We start from the raw sequence: 16795 nt of genomic DNA on the forward strand, positions 1-16795 counted from the left end.
GAATTAACACCTTATATTCTATAAAAATATTCGTCACAACTAAATGATTCCCTTTAAAAAAATCAATTTTTTTCTAATTTTTCTTTTGAATTTGACCATTTTGTCAATAAAATCCGTCGAATGACAGCAATATTTTGAAATAAGCGTACACCAAAGGCAAAAACTGCTGCTAAATACAAGTCTACACCAAGATGTACGCCTAGAAAAGCTAAACTTGCAGCTAGTAATATATTAAAAAAGAAACCAGAAACAAATACTTTTTCATCATATATATTTTGCAAGTGTGCCCTTATTCCCCCAAATAAAGTATCTAGTGCTGCTAATACAGCAATCGACAAGTAATTAGAATATTCTTCAGGTATTTTTATATCTGTCAGTAAACCGAGGATTACACCCACAATCAACCCTAGTACCGGAAGCCACATTATGAACTGCCTCCTTCATTCACTTTCATCGACTCTAAATAGCGAACCCTTATCGGATGTTCATAAGCAGGAATTTTAAGTTCTGACACTGGTTCAGAAACGGTTAACTTAAGGTTATCAATGAAGAATTCCTCTGCAGCCTTAGAAGCTTTCATCCGATTGTACAGCTTTTCAGCAATGACAGTATTATCAACAGCTACCTTTACTTCAATAGGCAGGCTGGTTAATGAATGTCCATCTATTTTAGTTTCGTTATTAATATCTCTTATTACCGTTGTATTAATAATTCTCTGCCCATCAATGGCTACGTATTTTGCTTCATACATGTTCAATTCATTCAATAATCTTTTTAAAAGATCCGGCGAAACACTTGAAGAAATTGGAGCACCAAGTTGAATTTCCTCAAGAATCGGTTCGATTTTCAAAATGATGCCTGGAGCATTCACTTCTGTCAAACCAGCTTCCATTTTTAATTCTTGTAGAGTATCCCGCAAAGCCTGTTCTTTGCTTTGTTTTTGCTTGGATTCATATGCCAATAATTTTTCTTCAATCGAACCCATTTCACTTAATAAATTGGATTGTAATTCTTTTTCAATTAATAACGCTTCTCTAAGCTGCCAATTATCACGTGTATCCCGCTCTTCTGGTTTTTGCATGGTCTGATATTGGATCGCAATCATAAAGCCGATGAGGATAGATATTAAAGTAAATCGAATGTTTTTTCTATGCTTGTCCACTTTTTTCACCTAACCTTTTAAAAATAATTAACGTGGACACGGATTGTTTTCTTATGAGTTTCCTAGTATGGGATTGAAAATAATGTCATTCTTTTTTTCTATTGAAACGACAATATTATCATTTACGAGCTGATCCTTTACTCCTCCTGTTAGATTCAGAGCAGAAGATAAAACCTCAGGATCCCCAATTGCGGTAATTTCAAATGGTGCTGGATGTTGAATACCGTCAACGGTAATAACAGGCCCATTACAAATAATATAGGAGTGGCTAGTTAATCTCTGCCCATTGATGGCAATTGCGGCCGCCCCTGAAATGTACAATTCATTAATTACTTTAAATACATGGTATTCGTGGACAAGGTAATTATTAATATTCTTCTCTGTTGGATCATAGGCACCGTCTGCAAGGTTTACAGTAACGCCTTTCCCCTTTACCTTTACCTTCCCTAGAAACATTCTGAATTTCTCTGCATCTTCGGCAAGATTTAAATAAACCTGCGCCTCTTTTGAAAGATCCTTTTCGTTTTCGAGAACCTTTGCTTGCTTCTCGTGAAGTTCTTTTTCTAATTTACGATTGAGTTCCTTTTGTTCATTAAGCTGGTTTCTTAAATCAAGGGTTTTCTCCCATTGTTTCCCTGACAAATTGGAGCGCTCTTCATTCATTTCCTTTTGGGTAAAATGATAGGAGAATGCAATCATATACCCTAGAACAAGGCAAACAAGGGATAGAATTACATGCTTACCCTTCACCTTTATCATTTTCACCCTCTGACTCCTCCACTTCCGTTTCATAGGCCTTAAAAAACGAACCTACTTCTAAATCGATAATTCCTTTTTGGCTAGGATCTAATTGGCTAATGATGGAAGGATAGTGAACCATCTTATCAGAAAAACTCCTCATCGTTGCACTAACCTCAAAACCATCATTCATAAATAAGGAAATATGGTAGTCGTCCGTTTTTTTCGGGGAATAATGGATTTCGGAAATGGAATTTAGAATTTCATCGGGCAGTTTGTCTAATTCTGCGATCATTTCATTAAGGATAGCCCCTTCGTTAAATTTAAATAAAATCGGTGCATTTACGGGGATTTCAGTTAATTGCCTATCCTTTAAAACTTTTCCATTCTCCATAACTGGAAAATAGGAATTTTCGTTTTCCACATATGCTACTTTTTTTCGCTCTTGAATGTTAATAATAATTGAGTTTGGCCATTGCATCATTACTTCTGCTTTATTTATTTCACTTAACCCTTGCAGTTCTTTCGTTATTTCCTTTTTCTTGATGCTCCAAATGTTTGTTTCTTCTTTCTTTATCCCTGTTTCACTAATTATTTCATCGGTTGATAGCATCTCATTACCCTTAATTGTTATCTTTTTAACATGACTTAATGGCGATTGTACATAAGCAACTACGGCAATCATTGTAAAAAATAAGAAAAGCAGTAAAATAAGCCTTTTATTCGCTTTTCGCCGCCGTTGCTCTTTTAGCTTTGGGATGCGATCCTCAAGAGCAACAATCTTACCTTTATCCATACACTTCCCTCCATTAAGAAACATGCCCAGCATGTCTGAAAGAAAACCTCAAAAAGAGCAAATCATGAGTTTCCTAAAACCTAAAACAACGGCACGAAAAATCATGCCGTCATCATTTTCTTAGATTTTTCCTATATTTATAATGAGATATTATATCACAAAATTTGTCATTAGCCGATCATTTTATTTTCTATTTTCGTCCAATTATTTCTACTTCCGTTTCCATTTTCACACCAAATAATTGGTCGATTGTATCCTTTACATGCTGAATTAATGCTAAAACATCATTCGCAGTTGCATTACCTGCATTTACGATAAAATTCCCATGCATCTCTGATATTTTTGCACCGCCAATTTGATAGCCTTTTAAACCTGCTTCTTCAATTAGCTTACCTGCATATTGTGGCAGTGGATTTCGAAAAATACTGCCTGCGCATGGAAAATTCCATGGCTGTGTTTCTTTTCGATAATCCTTATTTTTCTGCATCTGTGCCACTATTGCTGCGCGATCTCCTTCAATAAGCTTAAATTCAGCTTCCAGAACGATTCCGGGACGCTTCTTTTGCAGTACAGACGTTCTATAGGTGAACTCCATTTGGTCATTCGAAAGCCACTCCATCGTTCCATCCTCGAATAAGATATGTGCTCTTGTTAAAATTTTGCTGATATCAGACCCATGTGCACCAGCGTTCATATATACCGCTCCACCAACAGAACCAGGGATACCGCTGGCAAATTCCAAACCGGATAGACCCTTTTTCGATATCATCGTTGATAAGCTGACTAAGGAATGACCACCGCCTGCGATAATCGTCGAACCATTCATGATTAAGTGACCTAATCCATTAGCTAATTTGATTACAATCCCCTCTATCCCTTTATCAGAGACAAGAAGATTGGATCCTCTGCCTATCGCTCTCCAAGGCAGCTGCTTCTCCTTAATTACATTCATGACTTTGTTTATGTTTTCTATTGAAGAAGGTTCAATTAACAAATCAGCAGGTCCGCCAATTTTCATCGTTGTATGCTGGGAAAGTGGTTCATTACTTTTTACTTTTCCAATATTTAAATTTTGTAATTCCGTTAATAATCCGTTCATTCCTATCACCCTATCTTTAAACAAACGTGTAATATCAGTGTATGCTAAAAAATCTTTTGGGCTACTTTTGTCTCCCGTTTACAAGCTGTTTCATCAGTTCAAAAAGCCTGTTTGCAGAATCCGGAACCCCTAATTTTTTTGCTTTTATTTGCATCTCATCGCGAATGTCTTCATTTAATAATATCCTGTCAATATGCTGAACAAGACTTTTATTGTTAAGATCCTTTTCTAATAGTAATTCTGCTGCACCATGATCACTAAGTGATCTTGCATTCTTTTCTTGATGATTATTCGTTACATATGGACTTGGTACAAGGATACTTGGTATTCCAAGTGAAGTAATCTCTGCAAGTGTAGAAGCTCCAGCTCTAGAAACAACTAAATCCATTCCTGAGAGCACTTCCGGCATATTATGAATAAATGGTTTTATAATCACATTTTTGGGGTTTCCCACTAACTCCACTTCATTTTTTACATCTTCAAAATGGACATCACCAGTAATGTAAAGAACTTGGTAGGGTTTTTCCCCCAATTCCGAAAGTGCCTTCACAACGGCATCGTTAATTGGCCTTGCTCCGCGGCTCCCGCCAAATATTAATACAGCCGGCATCGTCGTGCTTAATCCTGCCGACAACCGTCCCTGAATTCCATCCTTGCCGATAACTTCAGAAGCACGAGGGTTGCCTGTAAAGACTACTTTATTCTCAGGAAAGTAGTCTTTCGCCTCATCAAAACATACAGCTATCTTATTTACATATCGGCTTAAAAATTTATTTGTTAACCCTGGAACACTATTTTGTTCATGTATGATTGTAGGGACACCCATTTTTGAAGCTGCATAGACGACCGGGCCACAAACATACCCACCAGTTCCAATCACAATGTCTGGCCGGAATTCTTTGAGCATTTTTTTGCTATCCCTAACGCCCTTTAAAAATCTCAGAACCGTTTTAATATTATCCAAAGATAGTTTTCTTTTAAACCCAGTAATATGGATTGATTTAAAAGGGATATTCTCCCTTGGAACTATCGTGCTTTCTAAACCGTTCTTCGTACCTATGTATAAGAATTCTGCATCCTTTGTCTCTTTTTGAATTTCCCGTATTAATGCAAGAGCAGGATAAATATGTCCACCTGTCCCGCCACCACTTACTACTATTCTCATGGTAGGTTCCACCTCAATAAAAATTTGGCTTATCTAAATTCTCATCTTATCTTACTATAAAATCTGCGCAAGATAGTAATTGAAAATAGAATGTTATCTAATTGTAAATTAATAAAACATTAAAATAAAAAGAACCCTGTCTTAAAACAGGGTGTTTTAATATCTGGCATAGCGGCTGATGTTTAATAAAACGCCAATTGCCATTAACATAAGAGTTAAGGATGAACCGCCATAGCTTAAGAACGGCAATGTAATCCCGGTTACAGGCATTAATCCTGTTACAACGCCGATATTTATCATTACTTGTATCGCAACCATGGAGATAATTCCAACTGCGAGAAAGCTCCCATATAAATCCGGTGCTCCAAGAGCAATTCGGATTCCTCGCCATAGTAACAGAGCAAATAACAGAATGATGAACGAACCGCCAATAAATCCAAGTTCCTCTGAAAGGATTGCAAATATAAAATCCGTTTGTGGTTCAGGTAAGTAAAAAAACTTTTGTCTGCTTTCACCAAGACCTAGACCAAACAAACCACCCGGTCCAATCGCATATAGTGATTGAATCATTTGAAATCCACTTCCCAGAGGATCCTCCCATGGATCAAGAAACGAAGTTATCCTTTTCATCCTATAAGGGGCTGAAGCAATCAGACCAACAAAACCAGCTAAACCTAATAACCCTAGTAATGCAAAATGTCCCACCTTTGCCCCTGCAATGAAAATCATGACAACACAGGTTCCTATCATAACGGTTCCCGTACCTAAGTCCGGCTGAAGCATAATTAACGCAAATGCAATAAACACAAGACCTAATGATGGGACAAGTCCTTTTCGGAACGATGTAATCAATTTCTGGCGTTCAGAAAGGAACTTTGCTAAAAAAGCAATCATCGCTAGCTTCATAAATTCGGATGGCTGGATAGAAAAAGCTCCAACTCCGATCCAGCTTCGTGATCCATTTCTAACATTTCCTATCCCTGGGATGAGAACGAGTAATAACAATATGAAACAGACAATTAATATCATTTTTGACCAAGTTCTCCATGTCCAATAGTTAACATTCATAATAAAGAACATGGCAGCAATTCCGACACCAGCAAACAAAGTTTGCCTCTTGGCAAAAAAGAAAGAGTCCTCAAATTTATATTCTGCCCATACAGCGCTAGCACTGTATACCATGATTAGTCCAACTGCCAGTAGCGTAAATGTTACAATTAATAAAATAAAGTCAGGAGTCGTTCTCTTAGTCGGCACCACACACACCTCGGGTAACAAGATTTGGGCTATGCCGAGTTTTTAAAACAACTCTAAGTGGACAAGCCCTTAATTAAGCTTATGCACCGCTTTGATAAAAATGTCTCCCCTGACCTCAAAAGTTTTATATTGGTCCCAGCTGGCACATGCAGGAGATAACAAGATTACATCGCCTGCTTCGGAATAATCATAAGCAGCAGGCACGGCTTTTTCCACATTATCGACTCGAAGTATCCGTTTTATTCCCGCATCTCTGCCAACTCGTTCAATTTTTGCTGCGGTCTGACCAAAGGTAATCAACGCTTTTACCTGTTTCAAATATGGTATCAATTCATCGAATTCATTACCACGATCAAGTCCACCCGCTAGAAGAATAATAGGTGCCTGAAATGCCTTCAATGCATTCATCGTTGCTAAGGTATTGGTTGCTTTTGAATCATTATAGAATTTTCTTCCGTCCAATTCAGCAACGTATTGTAATCGGTGTTTTACCCCAGTGAAAGTCTTAAGCACCTGGATTATCGCTTCATTATCGACCCCAGTTAACTTTGCAGCTGCCATTGCCGATAGAATATTTTCAAGGTTATGGACACCTGGCAAGGCGATATCCTTGACCAACATCACATTTTCACCATTGAAACTAATCCAGCCATCCTTAATGTATGCACCTTTATCCAGTACCTTCTTGGTTGAAAAAGGGATGATTGAAGCCTTCGATTGACGAGCAATCTCTAAGACCTCCTCTTGATCGGCGTTTACAATGAGATAATCGGCCTTGGTCTGGTTTTTTGCAATATTTGCTTTCGCCTTGACATACTCCATTCGAGTCCCATGATAATCTAAATGAGCATCATAAAGGTTAGTGATAATGGCAATCTTCGGTTTAAAAGTATCAATCCCCATTAATTGAAAAGAGGATAACTCAATGACAATTTGATTTTCTTCCGTTGCTTCCTGAGCGACGCCTGATGCAACCGTTCCAATATTACCTGCAATGAGTGGATTTTTATGTCCTTCATTCAACATTTCATAAACAAGCGTTGTTGTCGTGGTTTTTCCATTTGTTCCAGTAATACCGATGAAAGGAGCTTCTGAGATTTGATATGCCAGCTCAACCTCAGTTAAAACTGGGATTCCTTTTTCAATCGCACCTTCGATGATTGGATTCTGATAGGGAATTCCCGGATTTTTGACAATCAATTCAAAGCCTTCATCCAGCAGTTCGACAGGATGCTCACCACAAATCACTTTAATTCCTTGCTCTAAGAGCCCTTGTGCCTCAGGATTTTCTGATAAAGGTTTTTTATCGTTTACTGTAACAAATGCTCCCAGCTTATGTAAAAGAGCAGCAGCCGTTACCCCGCTTTTAGCCAAGCCGAGTACTAATATTTTTTTATGAAGATACGTATTAATCTGCTTCAATTATAACCACACCTCAATATAGATACCTAGTATCGCTAAGATTAACCCTACACTCCAAAACGTAACAACAACTCTCCACTCTGACCAGCCTATCAACTCATAATGGTGGTGGAGAGGACTCATCCTGAAGATTCTCTTTCCTGTTGTTTTAAACGAGATAACCTGCAAAATAACGGACAACGTTTCAATCACAAATACTCCACCGATAATAACCAGCAATAACTCAAGCTTCGTTAAGATCGCAATGGTGGCAATAGCCCCACCGAGTGCAAGTGACCCTGTATCACCCATAAATACCTTTGCAGGATGAGCGTTAAAAACTAGGAATCCTAATACAGCTCCTACAACAGCCACTGAAAAGATCGCAACTTCCACTTGTGATTGATTCCAGGCAAGAACCGCATAAGCACCAAATGCAATGGCCGCTGTACCAGACAATAATCCATCAAGACCATCAGTGAGGTTAACAGCATTCGAAAAACCTACTTGCCAAAAAACAATAAAAATTACAAAGAACCATCCTAAATCAATCGAGTATCCGCTAATCGGGAGACTGATTTCAGTAGGAAATCCATTTTGTTTATAAACGAGATAAAAAATAACGGATATGATGATTTGACCTAAAAGTTTTTGCTTTGAGGTTAAACCTAAATTACGCTTTAAAGCCACTTTGATAAAGTCATCTAAAAAGCCCAGTAAACCAAAACCGATTGTTACAAGTAATAATAAATAGGTTTTAACCGTTGGCTCCGAAAACTTACCTGTCATGATAAGAGTTGTAATAATGATGGAGAACAAAATCATAATGCCGCCCATCGTTGGAGTCCCCGTTTTCACTTGATGCGATTTTGGTCCTTCCTCTCGAATGCTTTGTCCAAATTTCAACCTTCTCAAGAAGGGAATAAATATAGGAGATAGAAGGACAGTAATAAGAAAGCCCATCAGGATTGTGAAAAAAATAACTTGCTCCAGCATTTTATTCCCCCCTCTCAGATTTACGTTCAGCTATTTTTTCGAGCATTACAGCAATATCATATGTTTGTTTATTTTCTTTGAGAAGTTCTTTATTTAAAATTACGAAATTTGTCTTAATCATTTTCTCTTCTATTTCTCCATCTAGTTTTTCTAATAGCATTTTTAGTACATGTCGAAGGGCAGCCACAGGTTCATCCGTATAAAAAACAGGAAAGTGATTTGGTGTATAATGTGGAACCTGTTTCTTACTATCCCATACAGCTGCTATCGCTCCGTTGGCAATCGCCTCTAAAAGGTCCCCTGAATCATCACTAATAGGCAGGAATAATCCCCTTGGCTGCGGCATTTTGGCACTGTCTGTTACAGTATAGTACCAGTGATCGGCTTCTTGCACACCTTTGAATTTTTCAAACATTTCAACTAAATCATTAAACGCTAAATACATTCCTATCTCCCCTTAATTGCTTCCAAAGCAACCACTCGATCATCAAAATCATATACATTGCTTCCGATGATTTGATAAGTTTCGTGGCCTTTACCCGCGATCAAAACAACATCACCCGGAGAAGCCTGCTCGATTGCAGCTGTGATCGCTTCTTTTCTATCTGGTATTGTCTTATAGGTATTCCCCTGAACACCTGCTTCCATATCCTTTAAGATGGCTATAGGATCTTCACTTCTAGGATTATCAGATGTAAAGATTGGGTCAGTGGCAAGTCTGCAAGCAATCTCCGCCATTAACGGACGCTTCGTCCGATCTCGATCGCCGCCACAGCCAACAATGACAAAAACCCTTTTCTCAGCGAAATGCTGAATGGTTTTTAATACATTTTCGAGGCTGTCAGGTGTATGGGCATAATCAACGATAACAGTGAAATCCTGCCCCCCATCCACAAGCTCGAATCGTCCAGAAACCCCTTTAATGCTCTCAATCGATGTAATAATGTCTTTCAACGGTATGTTGGAAACAAACGCTGCTGCAATACTGGCTAATACATTATAAACACTGAACTTACCTAGCAATTGTAGATGTATGGGATATTTTTCTTCTTTAAAAATCAACTCAAAGTCAGTACCTGAAGCTGTCATCCGAATATTCTTAGCCCGGAAATCTGCCTCCTTGTCAATTCCATATGTCACGACATGGGCTGCTGTTGCTTTATGAAACATTTCCGAGGCAGCGTCATCCGTATTCAAAATAGCGAATTTTGGTTTATCGTTATTGAATGTATTTCCTAGTTGAGAAAATAATAGACTTTTGGCATGCTGATACTCTTCCATTGTTTTATGATAATCAAGATGGTCTTGGGTGAGGTTCGTAAATACCGCCACATCATAGTCACAGCCGTGAACCCTTCCCATATGTAAGGCATGCGAAGAAACTTCCATAATAACTGTGTCCACTTTAGCCTCAACCATTTGCTGAAAACCTTTTTGAAGGACTAAGCTTTCTGGGGTAGTGTTTTTCGTTTCAATTATTTGCTCCCCGATTTTCGTATACATCGTTCCAATTAAACCTGTACGGTGATTAATATCGGAAAATATCTTCTCAATAATATGACTAGTTGTGGTCTTTCCGTTTGTTCCGGTAATACCGATTAAATGAAATTTTTTGCTTGGCTGCTGATAAAAAGCATCTGCAAGAACAGCCATTGCCCTAGTTGTATCGTTAACGACGATAACAGGCACTGCAAGTGCAAGTGGTCGCTCAGCAACGACGGCTGCTGCTCCCATTTTTACCGCTGATTCTGCAAAGTCATGCCCATCAACCGTATATCCTTTAATACAAATAAATAAACTTCCCTTTTGCACCTTACGATTGTCATTTTCAATGGATGTAATTTCTGGATTAATTCCTTGATAAGGAACGAGCAGATGCAAATGATCTAGTAAATCCTGTAGTTTCATTGTCTCAAATCCTCTCAATACGTTCACATACACATAATTCACCTTATTTTACAGCAAAACATTCTATATTGCTATTTATCATTCGAAAAAACAGGCGGCGGAAAATTTTCCGGCCGCCTATAATATCCTATATTTATTCTTCTTTATCAAAATAAAGTCTTATCGTAGATCCTTCTTTTACTTTTGTACCAGGTTCCGGTGATTGCCTCACGACAACATTCCCTTCACCGCTAGGATCAATTTTAAGATTTAATAACTGCTCCGTAATTTCAATTTTGGTTAATCCCGTTAAATCAGGGAGAGTTATTAGCGGAGTGTCAGGCCATTTTAATTCTTTTTCTATTTGATCTTTTCTTGGTTCGACTCCCATAGCCGTTAAGCCATCCTTCATAATACTACCCACGATAGGAGCCGTAACGAGTCCCCCAAAGGCAAGTGCTCCTTTTGGATTATCAACCGCTACATAGACAACGATTTGCGGATCATCAGCTGGAGCAAAGCCTATAAAGGAAACAATAAAGTTATTTTCAAGATATCTGCCGCCTTGTGCTTTTTGTGCCGTACCTGTTTTGCCGCCAACACGATATGAATCAACAAACGCCTTACCGCCTGTACCTTGAGCAACGACACTTTCAAGAGCATGGCGGATTTCTTTGGATGTCTCCTCAGAAACTACTCTCCTTTTTTCAACAGGGGTATTCCGCATCACAATTTCTTTTGTTAAGGGATCGATTAGTTCTTTTGCAATAAATGGCTTATATAAGATCCCCCCATTTACAGCAGCAGCCACAGCGGCAACCTGTTGGATTGGGGTCACCGACACTCCCTGCCCGAATGCGGTTGTAGCTAACTCCACTGGTCCAACACGATCTAAATTGAACAAGATTCCCGTCCCTTCTCCTGCTAAATCAATCCCGGTCTTTTGGCCGAAACCAAAATCTTTAACATATTTAAATAGTGTATCTTTTCCTAATCTTTGTCCTAATTCGACGAATCCAGGGTTACAGGAGTTTTGGACAACTTCAAGAAAGGATTGACTGCCATGTCCGCCTCTTTTCCAACATTTTAATCTAGCCCCTCCTACTTCGACCGAACCCGGATCATGAAAATGATCCTTTTCTAAGTCAACCTTTCCTTCTTCCAACGCTGCAGCTAAGGTGATTATTTTAAAAGTCGACCCTGGCTCATACGTAGACCAAACGGGAAGATTACGGTTATACACTTCCTGTGGGACATTTCGGAAATTAGCTGGATCAAAGGTTGGACGGCTTGACATTGCTAAAATTTCACCATTATTGGGATTCATGGCGATTGCAATAATCCCATCAGGATTATAGGTTGCTTCGGCAATATCCAGCTCTCTTTCGACAATGGTTTGAATTTTCGTATCAATGGTTAGTTTAAGATCGAGACCATCAATCGGTTCCTCATAATCATCTGCCATATCGTTCATTCTTTCTCCCTTGGCATTGGCATAAAACTTAACGGAGCCGCGGTCGCCGCTCAACTCTTTATCATAATATTGTTCCAGTCCCATTAAACCTTGATTATCAATGCCCGTAAAACCAAGAACATGGGATAAATAGCTTCCATATGGATAATGACGTTTAGAATCTCCACCAATATAGACTCCTTCGAGCCCAAGGGCTCGAATTTCCTTAGCCTTTTCATGAGAAATTTTTCTACCCTCATTTATTCGGACAATACTTTTCTTTTGCGTAATTTGTTGATAGGCCTTTTCTTTCGTCATCCCCAAAACAGAGGAAAGTTTTTCAGCTGTTACAGCTGGCTCTTTTACTTGTCTAGGCACCACATATACTGTTGGAGCACTAATATTGGTCGCAAGCGCAACACCATTGCGATCAACGATCTCACCACGTTTAGGCTCAAAAGGTATATCCCGGCTCCATGAATCCTTCGCTTTACCTGTTAACATATCACCCAGAAAAAACTGAACATAACCAAGTCGTACATCAATAATTAAAAAGATGAGAATACCTGCGAACATAGCAATCATTAACCGTTTACGGACAGTTACATTTGAAACACGCATAAAATGAACGAGCCTCCTTCATTACTGGTCGTTCATTTATATGCTTGTACCTATTTGATTAGAACGGGGGTTGGACAAAGATCACTCCTATTCGTTCTTACTCTTGCGGGAGATTCTCTTGCTCCCCACCCGTTTGTTCGGTTTCAATACCCGATGTGTCCTCTAAATTCTCGTCAATTTTTATTATTTCCTCAGGAGTTTTTAGATCAACAATTAAGTAATCACCTTTTTGCAGGATGGCTCCGGCTTTAATATTTTGTTTGAAGACATAACCACTACCAGTTGAATTGAGTTTCATACCCGCTAACTTAGCAACCTTCATCACATCACGGAGTGACCACCCTTCCATTTCCGGTGCGATTAAATCACCATCTGTTTGGAGCATGACTTTTGTACCTTCGAGAATGGTCGTATTTGCTGCTGGAACTTGCCCAATCACTTTCGTTCCATTTCCAAGAACTACTACATTCAGCCCTTGGTCTTGAAGGCTTTTCGTTACATTGTTAATGGATTGATCATGGAAATCAGCTAATTTTATAGTTGATGCTTTTTCCTGTTGGGAAGGCTGAATATTCAAATACTGTAAACTATTTTTCATAACAGGATTAAAAATCATTGAAACAGGAATGGAGCCTAAAGAATAATGACCTTCTATTTCAGGTTGTTGAACGGCAACATAAACAATCAGCTTTGGATCATCTTTTGGTGCCATCCCTAAGAATGAAAATATATAATCTCCAGGCTTATCATTTAAATACCCACCTTTGGGATCTGGAATACTAGCAGTTCCGGTTTTCCCCGCAACACTATATCCTTCAATTTGATAACGAGTTCCTGTACCTGTTTCAGTGTTTGTAACTACCGTTTCGAGAATATCACGTACTTCCTTTGCCGTTTTTTCTGAAATTGGTGAACCAACAACTTCAGGGTTTAATTCTTTCACAACTTCCCCTGTATCATGGTTAACAATCTTATCAACAACCTGTGGTTTCATCATTTTACCGCCATTTGCAATCGCCGTAGCAGCTTGGATTTGTTGAATGGGTGTGATCGCTGTCCCTTGTCCATAAGCTGTTGTTGCCTTTTCAATCGGCCATTGATATTGAATTTTCCCCGAAGTTTCAAACGGCAGGTCAATACCAGTCGTTTTGTCAAAACCAAATTTCGTTAAATATTCTCGGAATTTTTCAAAGCCTAATTTTTCATTTGCAATTTTCGCAAATGCTACATTGGATGAACGCTGCACACCTTCAAGATAGGTAATCGTTCCCCAGCCAGAGCGTTTATGGTCATGAATCGGAACGTCTTTGTCTGTCACTTTATATGAACCCGACTGATACAGTTCATTTGGATTAAACTTATTTTCCTCAATCGCTGCTGCCAGCGTAAAAATCTTCATCGTTGAACCTGGTTCAAAGGATGTTTCTATCACTTCATTATGCCAGCTATTATTAATCCCTTCCTTCGTTTTTGGATGGAAGGAGGGTCTTTGACCCATTGCTAGAATCTCCCCTGTTTTTGGGTCAGCCACAATCGCGATAATTTTTTTCGGCTTATATTCTTTTACTACTTTGTTCATGGCATCCTCTAAAAACGTTTGTATCTTTTTATCGATGGTTAAATAAACATCATTACCATTTTCTGCCGGAGTAATTTTTTCCTTGCCATCAGGAAGGATATATCCCCATAGATCACTTTCATAATTTATTTTGCCGTTCGTTCCGGTTAATTGATCATTTAATGTTTTCTCAATCCCCATTTGTCCAACATAAGATCCTTCCTGCTCCTCGTCTCGCTCTGCATAGCCGACTAAGTGGGAAGCAAATATCCCATTTGGATAAAAACGTTTAGAATCACGTTTAAAAGTAATACCTGGGAGTTTCAACGCTTCAATTTCCTGCTTTGTTTGGTGGGAAATATCTCTGCCCGCTTTCCCAAACTCCACCTGAAATTGATTTTTCGTTAATCTGCTATAAATCTCTGACTCTTCCATATCTATAATTTTTGCCAGCTCTCGCGCTGTCTTTTCGGGGTCTTCGACGTGATTCGGTTTTTTAGGATTAGTCGTCATTTTTTTATCAAGAATGGCGATTAAGGTATAGGCTGTCGTATCTTCAGCAATTACTTCACCCTTGCGATCATAAATCACACCTCTTGCTGCCTCAAGGGTCCCTTCCTTGCTGTATTTTTGCTCAGCCTTAGCCGCTAATGCATGATTTCCAACCTCACCGGTAAGTTGGATCGAAAAATATCTAAAAACTAAGACAAAAAAGAGCAGGCTGAAAAATATAAATAATCCAGCTGCTCCGAAATTCATATATGGCTGTTTTTTGTTCATCTCTCGTGCACAACCTTGACGTTATTTTCATTTAAAACTAGCCCCATTTGTTTTGCCTTTTCCCATATCCGTTCGTACGTGCTTAACTCACTTACTTGAACTTCAAGATCATTATTTACTTTTTCCTGTTCCTTTATGGTAGTCTGTACCTCTTGGATATCCTTATTGACCTGGTAAATTTCCGCTTGATTCGAAATGATGTGGACAGCGCCAAAACAAACCCATCCTGTAAACACCAAACCGATAATTTTCTCACCTGGCGTAAGCCAGTGCTTCTTGGTTTTTACTTGATTCTTGTTTTGAACTGTCCCTTCCGCTTGTTGCTGTTGCTGAAATTTCCTGGCAAGATTACTCATTCTTTCCCCTCCATTTTTATTTATTTATCTTCTAAATCTTTTGTTTTTCTGCAACCCTTAGCTTTGCAGAGCGTGCACGATTATTATGTTCTAATTCCTCATCAGAAGGAACAATAGGCTTTCGCGTAATTAACTTTAATACTGGCTTAAATTCATCAGGTATTACCGGCAAGCCTGGTGGAAGATTTGGTGTTTCACTTGCTTTTTTAAACGTTGCTTTACAAATTCGATCCTCTAATGAATGAAAAGTAATAACGCTAATTCTTCCTTCAAGTTTTAAAAGTTCAATTGCTTGTTGTAATGATCTTTCAAACACCCCTAATTCATCATTAACCGCAATTCTAACTGCTTGAAAAATTCGCTTTGCAGGATGTCCACCTTTTCTTCTCGCCGGAGCTGGTATGCCCTCTTTAATAAGCTCAACCAACTCAAAGGTAGTTTCAATCGGTTTGATTGCCCTTCTTGCTTCTATTTTGCGGGCAATTTGTTTAGAGAACTTCTCCTCACCATAGCGAAAAAAGATTCGAACTAAATCCTCGAAGGACCAATGATTAATGACATCATAGGCTGAAACGCTTGCTTCGTTATCCATTCTCATGTCAAGCGGTGCATCATGATGATAACTAAAGCCTCTTTCAGGAGTGTCTAATTGCGGAGAGGAAACACCGAGGTCATAAAGAACCCCATCAACCTTTTCAATTCCCAGTTTCTCTAACTCTTCTTTTAAATAGGTGAAATTACTTTTTACTATAGTAAGCTGCTCACTGTATGCCGCCAATTTTTCCTTTGCATTCACAATCGCTGTTTCATCTTGATCAAATGCGATTAATTTTCCATGTTCTCCAAGTTTTGAAAGAATGAGGGAACTATGCCCGGCTCCACCTAATGTACAATCAACATAAATGCCGTCCGGTTTGATATTTAATCCTTCAACAGCTTCATCTAGTAACACAGTTGTATGTTCAAACATTTTTTAATCACCTTTTCCAATCAAAAGATCTGATTATATAACAGAATTATTTTAATATAACTTTTCCATTATATATCAAATCCAATCATATTTTCTGCAATTTCAGCAAAAGATTCCTCGGATTGTGAGAAATAGTCCTCCCAAATCTGTTTGCTCCAGATTTCAATTCGATTGGAAACGCCAAGAATGACACATTCTTTTTCTAATTTTGCATATTGCAGCAATGGGGCTGGAATATTGATTCTTCCTTGTTTATCAAGCTCACTCTCTGTCGCTCCAGAGAAGAAGAATCGAGTAAATGCACGGGCATCTTTTTTTGTCAGCGGCAGGCCTTTCAATTTTTCTTCAATAACCGCCCACTCAGATAATGGGTAACCAAATAAACATTGATCCAAACCGCGTGTGATGATAAACATCTCACCAAGTTCATCACGGAATTTGGAGGGCACAATCATTCGACCTTTATTATCAATGCTATGATGGTATTCACCCATGAACATACCCGCTACCCCCACTTTCTATTTAAAATGTACCACATTCCCCCACTTTCCTCCAC

The 16795-nt window shown here is 38.7% G+C and carries 16 protein-coding genes; all 16 read right to left on the minus strand.

Features of this window, described 5'->3' with window-relative positions; translation table 11 throughout:
• Window positions 1-62 precede the first annotated feature (62 nt).
• The 16 genes from ACWM35_RS02205 to mraZ all read right to left on the minus strand — a co-directional run bounded on the left by ACWM35_RS02205 (window position 63) and on the right by mraZ (window position 16739).
• On the minus strand, window positions 63-425 hold the full coding sequence (locus ACWM35_RS02205; RefSeq protein ID WP_454815045.1) for a small basic family protein: 363 nt from the start codon (window positions 423-425) through the stop codon (window positions 63-65).
• Window positions 425-1162, minus strand: a complete 738-nt coding sequence (locus ACWM35_RS02210; RefSeq protein WP_454815047.1) for a DUF881 domain-containing protein — start codon at window positions 1160-1162, stop codon at window positions 425-427. The genes ACWM35_RS02205 and ACWM35_RS02210 overlap by 1 nt, the downstream gene beginning before the upstream one ends.
• 51 nt (window positions 1163-1213) lie before the next feature.
• Complete coding sequence (locus tag ACWM35_RS02215) at window positions 1214-1921, minus strand: DUF881 domain-containing protein (protein ID WP_454815814.1); 708 nt, start codon at window positions 1919-1921, stop codon at window positions 1214-1216.
• Window positions 1902-2696, minus strand: coding sequence for a cell division protein FtsQ/DivIB (locus ACWM35_RS02220; protein ID WP_454815049.1), 795 nt, complete (start codon window positions 2694-2696; stop codon window positions 1902-1904). Before ACWM35_RS02220 ends, ACWM35_RS02215 begins: the two co-directional genes overlap by 20 nt.
• A gap of 190 nt (window positions 2697-2886) precedes the next feature.
• Window positions 2887-3795: a UDP-N-acetylmuramate dehydrogenase gene (gene murB, locus ACWM35_RS02225; protein WP_454815051.1), complete on the minus strand. Its 909-nt coding sequence runs from the start codon at window positions 3793-3795 to the stop codon at window positions 2887-2889.
• 61 nt (window positions 3796-3856) lie between these two features.
• The gene (murG, locus tag ACWM35_RS02230) at window positions 3857-4960 is read right to left on the minus strand and encodes an undecaprenyldiphospho-muramoylpentapeptide beta-N-acetylglucosaminyltransferase (protein ID WP_454815053.1); all 1104 of its coding nucleotides are present in this window, start codon (window positions 4958-4960) and stop codon (window positions 3857-3859) included.
• 156 nt (window positions 4961-5116) lie between these two features.
• A complete protein-coding gene (gene spoVE, locus ACWM35_RS02235) occupies window positions 5117-6217 on the minus strand; it encodes a stage V sporulation protein E (RefSeq protein WP_454815055.1) in 1101 nt (366 codons plus the stop codon).
• A gap of 69 nt (window positions 6218-6286) precedes the next feature.
• Complete coding sequence (gene murD, locus ACWM35_RS02240; RefSeq protein ID WP_454815057.1) at window positions 6287-7639, minus strand: UDP-N-acetylmuramoyl-L-alanine--D-glutamate ligase; 1353 nt, start codon at window positions 7637-7639, stop codon at window positions 6287-6289.
• Window positions 7640-8614 carry a phospho-N-acetylmuramoyl-pentapeptide-transferase gene (mraY, locus tag ACWM35_RS02245; RefSeq protein WP_454815059.1) on the minus strand — a complete coding sequence of 325 codons (975 nt, stop codon included), beginning with the start codon at window positions 8612-8614 and terminating at the stop codon, window positions 7640-7642. It abuts the gene before it with no gap.
• A 1-nt stretch (window position 8615) separates the two neighbouring features.
• Complete coding sequence (locus tag ACWM35_RS02250; RefSeq protein WP_454815061.1) at window positions 8616-9059, minus strand: hypothetical protein; 444 nt, start codon at window positions 9057-9059, stop codon at window positions 8616-8618.
• A 2-nt stretch (window positions 9060-9061) separates the two neighbouring features.
• Window positions 9062-10522, minus strand: a complete 1461-nt coding sequence (locus tag ACWM35_RS02255) for a UDP-N-acetylmuramoyl-L-alanyl-D-glutamate--2,6-diaminopimelate ligase (protein WP_454815063.1) — start codon at window positions 10520-10522, stop codon at window positions 9062-9064.
• Between the two features lie 133 nt (window positions 10523-10655).
• Window positions 10656-12575, minus strand: coding sequence for a stage V sporulation protein D (locus ACWM35_RS02260; RefSeq protein WP_454815065.1), 1920 nt, complete (start codon window positions 12573-12575; stop codon window positions 10656-10658).
• A gap of 97 nt (window positions 12576-12672) precedes the next feature.
• Window positions 12673-14913, minus strand: coding sequence for a penicillin-binding protein (locus ACWM35_RS02265; protein ID WP_454815066.1), 2241 nt, complete (start codon window positions 14911-14913; stop codon window positions 12673-12675).
• Window positions 14910-15269 (minus strand): cell division protein FtsL, encoded by a 360-nt coding sequence (gene ftsL / locus ACWM35_RS02270; RefSeq protein ID WP_454815068.1) that lies wholly within the window; start codon window positions 15267-15269, stop codon window positions 14910-14912. The genes ACWM35_RS02265 and ftsL overlap by 4 nt, the downstream gene beginning before the upstream one ends.
• Window positions 15270-15300: 31 nt before the next feature.
• Window positions 15301-16239, minus strand: a complete 939-nt coding sequence (gene rsmH / locus ACWM35_RS02275) for a 16S rRNA (cytosine(1402)-N(4))-methyltransferase RsmH (RefSeq protein WP_454815070.1) — start codon at window positions 16237-16239, stop codon at window positions 15301-15303.
• A 68-nt stretch (window positions 16240-16307) separates the two neighbouring features.
• Window positions 16308-16739: a division/cell wall cluster transcriptional repressor MraZ gene (gene mraZ, locus ACWM35_RS02280; protein WP_454815072.1), complete on the minus strand. Its 432-nt coding sequence runs from the start codon at window positions 16737-16739 to the stop codon at window positions 16308-16310.
• Between the last annotated feature and the right edge of the window lie 56 nt (window positions 16740-16795).

It is taken from the genome of Neobacillus sp. K501, from assembly GCF_053749995.1.

What these genes read in the sequence shown, in the direction of transcription:
- ACWM35_RS02205 (WP_454815045.1), bottom strand. Translation starts at nt 425, where the DNA reads ATGTGGCTTCCGGTACTAGGGTTGATTGTGGGTGTAATCCTCGGTTTA.
- ACWM35_RS02215 (WP_454815814.1), bottom strand. Translation starts at nt 1,921, where the DNA reads ATGATAAAGGTGAAGGGTAAGCATGTAATTCTATCCCTTGTTTGCCTT.
- ACWM35_RS02220 (WP_454815049.1), bottom strand. Translation starts at nt 2,696, where the DNA reads ATGGATAAAGGTAAGATTGTTGCTCTTGAGGATCGCATCCCAAAGCTA.
- murB (WP_454815051.1), bottom strand. Translation starts at nt 3,795, where the DNA reads ATGAACGGATTATTAACGGAATTACAAAATTTAAATATTGGAAAAGTA.
- murG (WP_454815053.1), bottom strand. Translation starts at nt 4,960, where the DNA reads ATGAGAATAGTAGTAAGTGGTGGCGGGACAGGTGGACATATTTATCCT.
- mraY (WP_454815059.1), bottom strand. Translation starts at nt 8,614, where the DNA reads ATGCTGGAGCAAGTTATTTTTTTCACAATCCTGATGGGCTTTCTTATT.
- ACWM35_RS02250 (WP_454815061.1), bottom strand. Translation starts at nt 9,059, where the DNA reads ATGTATTTAGCGTTTAATGATTTAGTTGAAATGTTTGAAAAATTCAAA.
- ACWM35_RS02255 (WP_454815063.1), bottom strand. Translation starts at nt 10,522, where the DNA reads ATGAAACTACAGGATTTACTAGATCATTTGCATCTGCTCGTTCCTTAT.
- ACWM35_RS02260 (WP_454815065.1), bottom strand. Translation starts at nt 12,575, where the DNA reads ATGCGTGTTTCAAATGTAACTGTCCGTAAACGGTTAATGATTGCTATG.
- ACWM35_RS02265 (WP_454815066.1), bottom strand. Translation starts at nt 14,913, where the DNA reads ATGAACAAAAAACAGCCATATATGAATTTCGGAGCAGCTGGATTATTT.
- ftsL (WP_454815068.1), bottom strand. Translation starts at nt 15,269, where the DNA reads ATGAGTAATCTTGCCAGGAAATTTCAGCAACAGCAACAAGCGGAAGGG.
- rsmH (WP_454815070.1), bottom strand. Translation starts at nt 16,239, where the DNA reads ATGTTTGAACATACAACTGTGTTACTAGATGAAGCTGTTGAAGGATTA.
- mraZ (WP_454815072.1), bottom strand. Translation starts at nt 16,739, where the DNA reads ATGTTCATGGGTGAATACCATCATAGCATTGATAATAAAGGTCGAATG.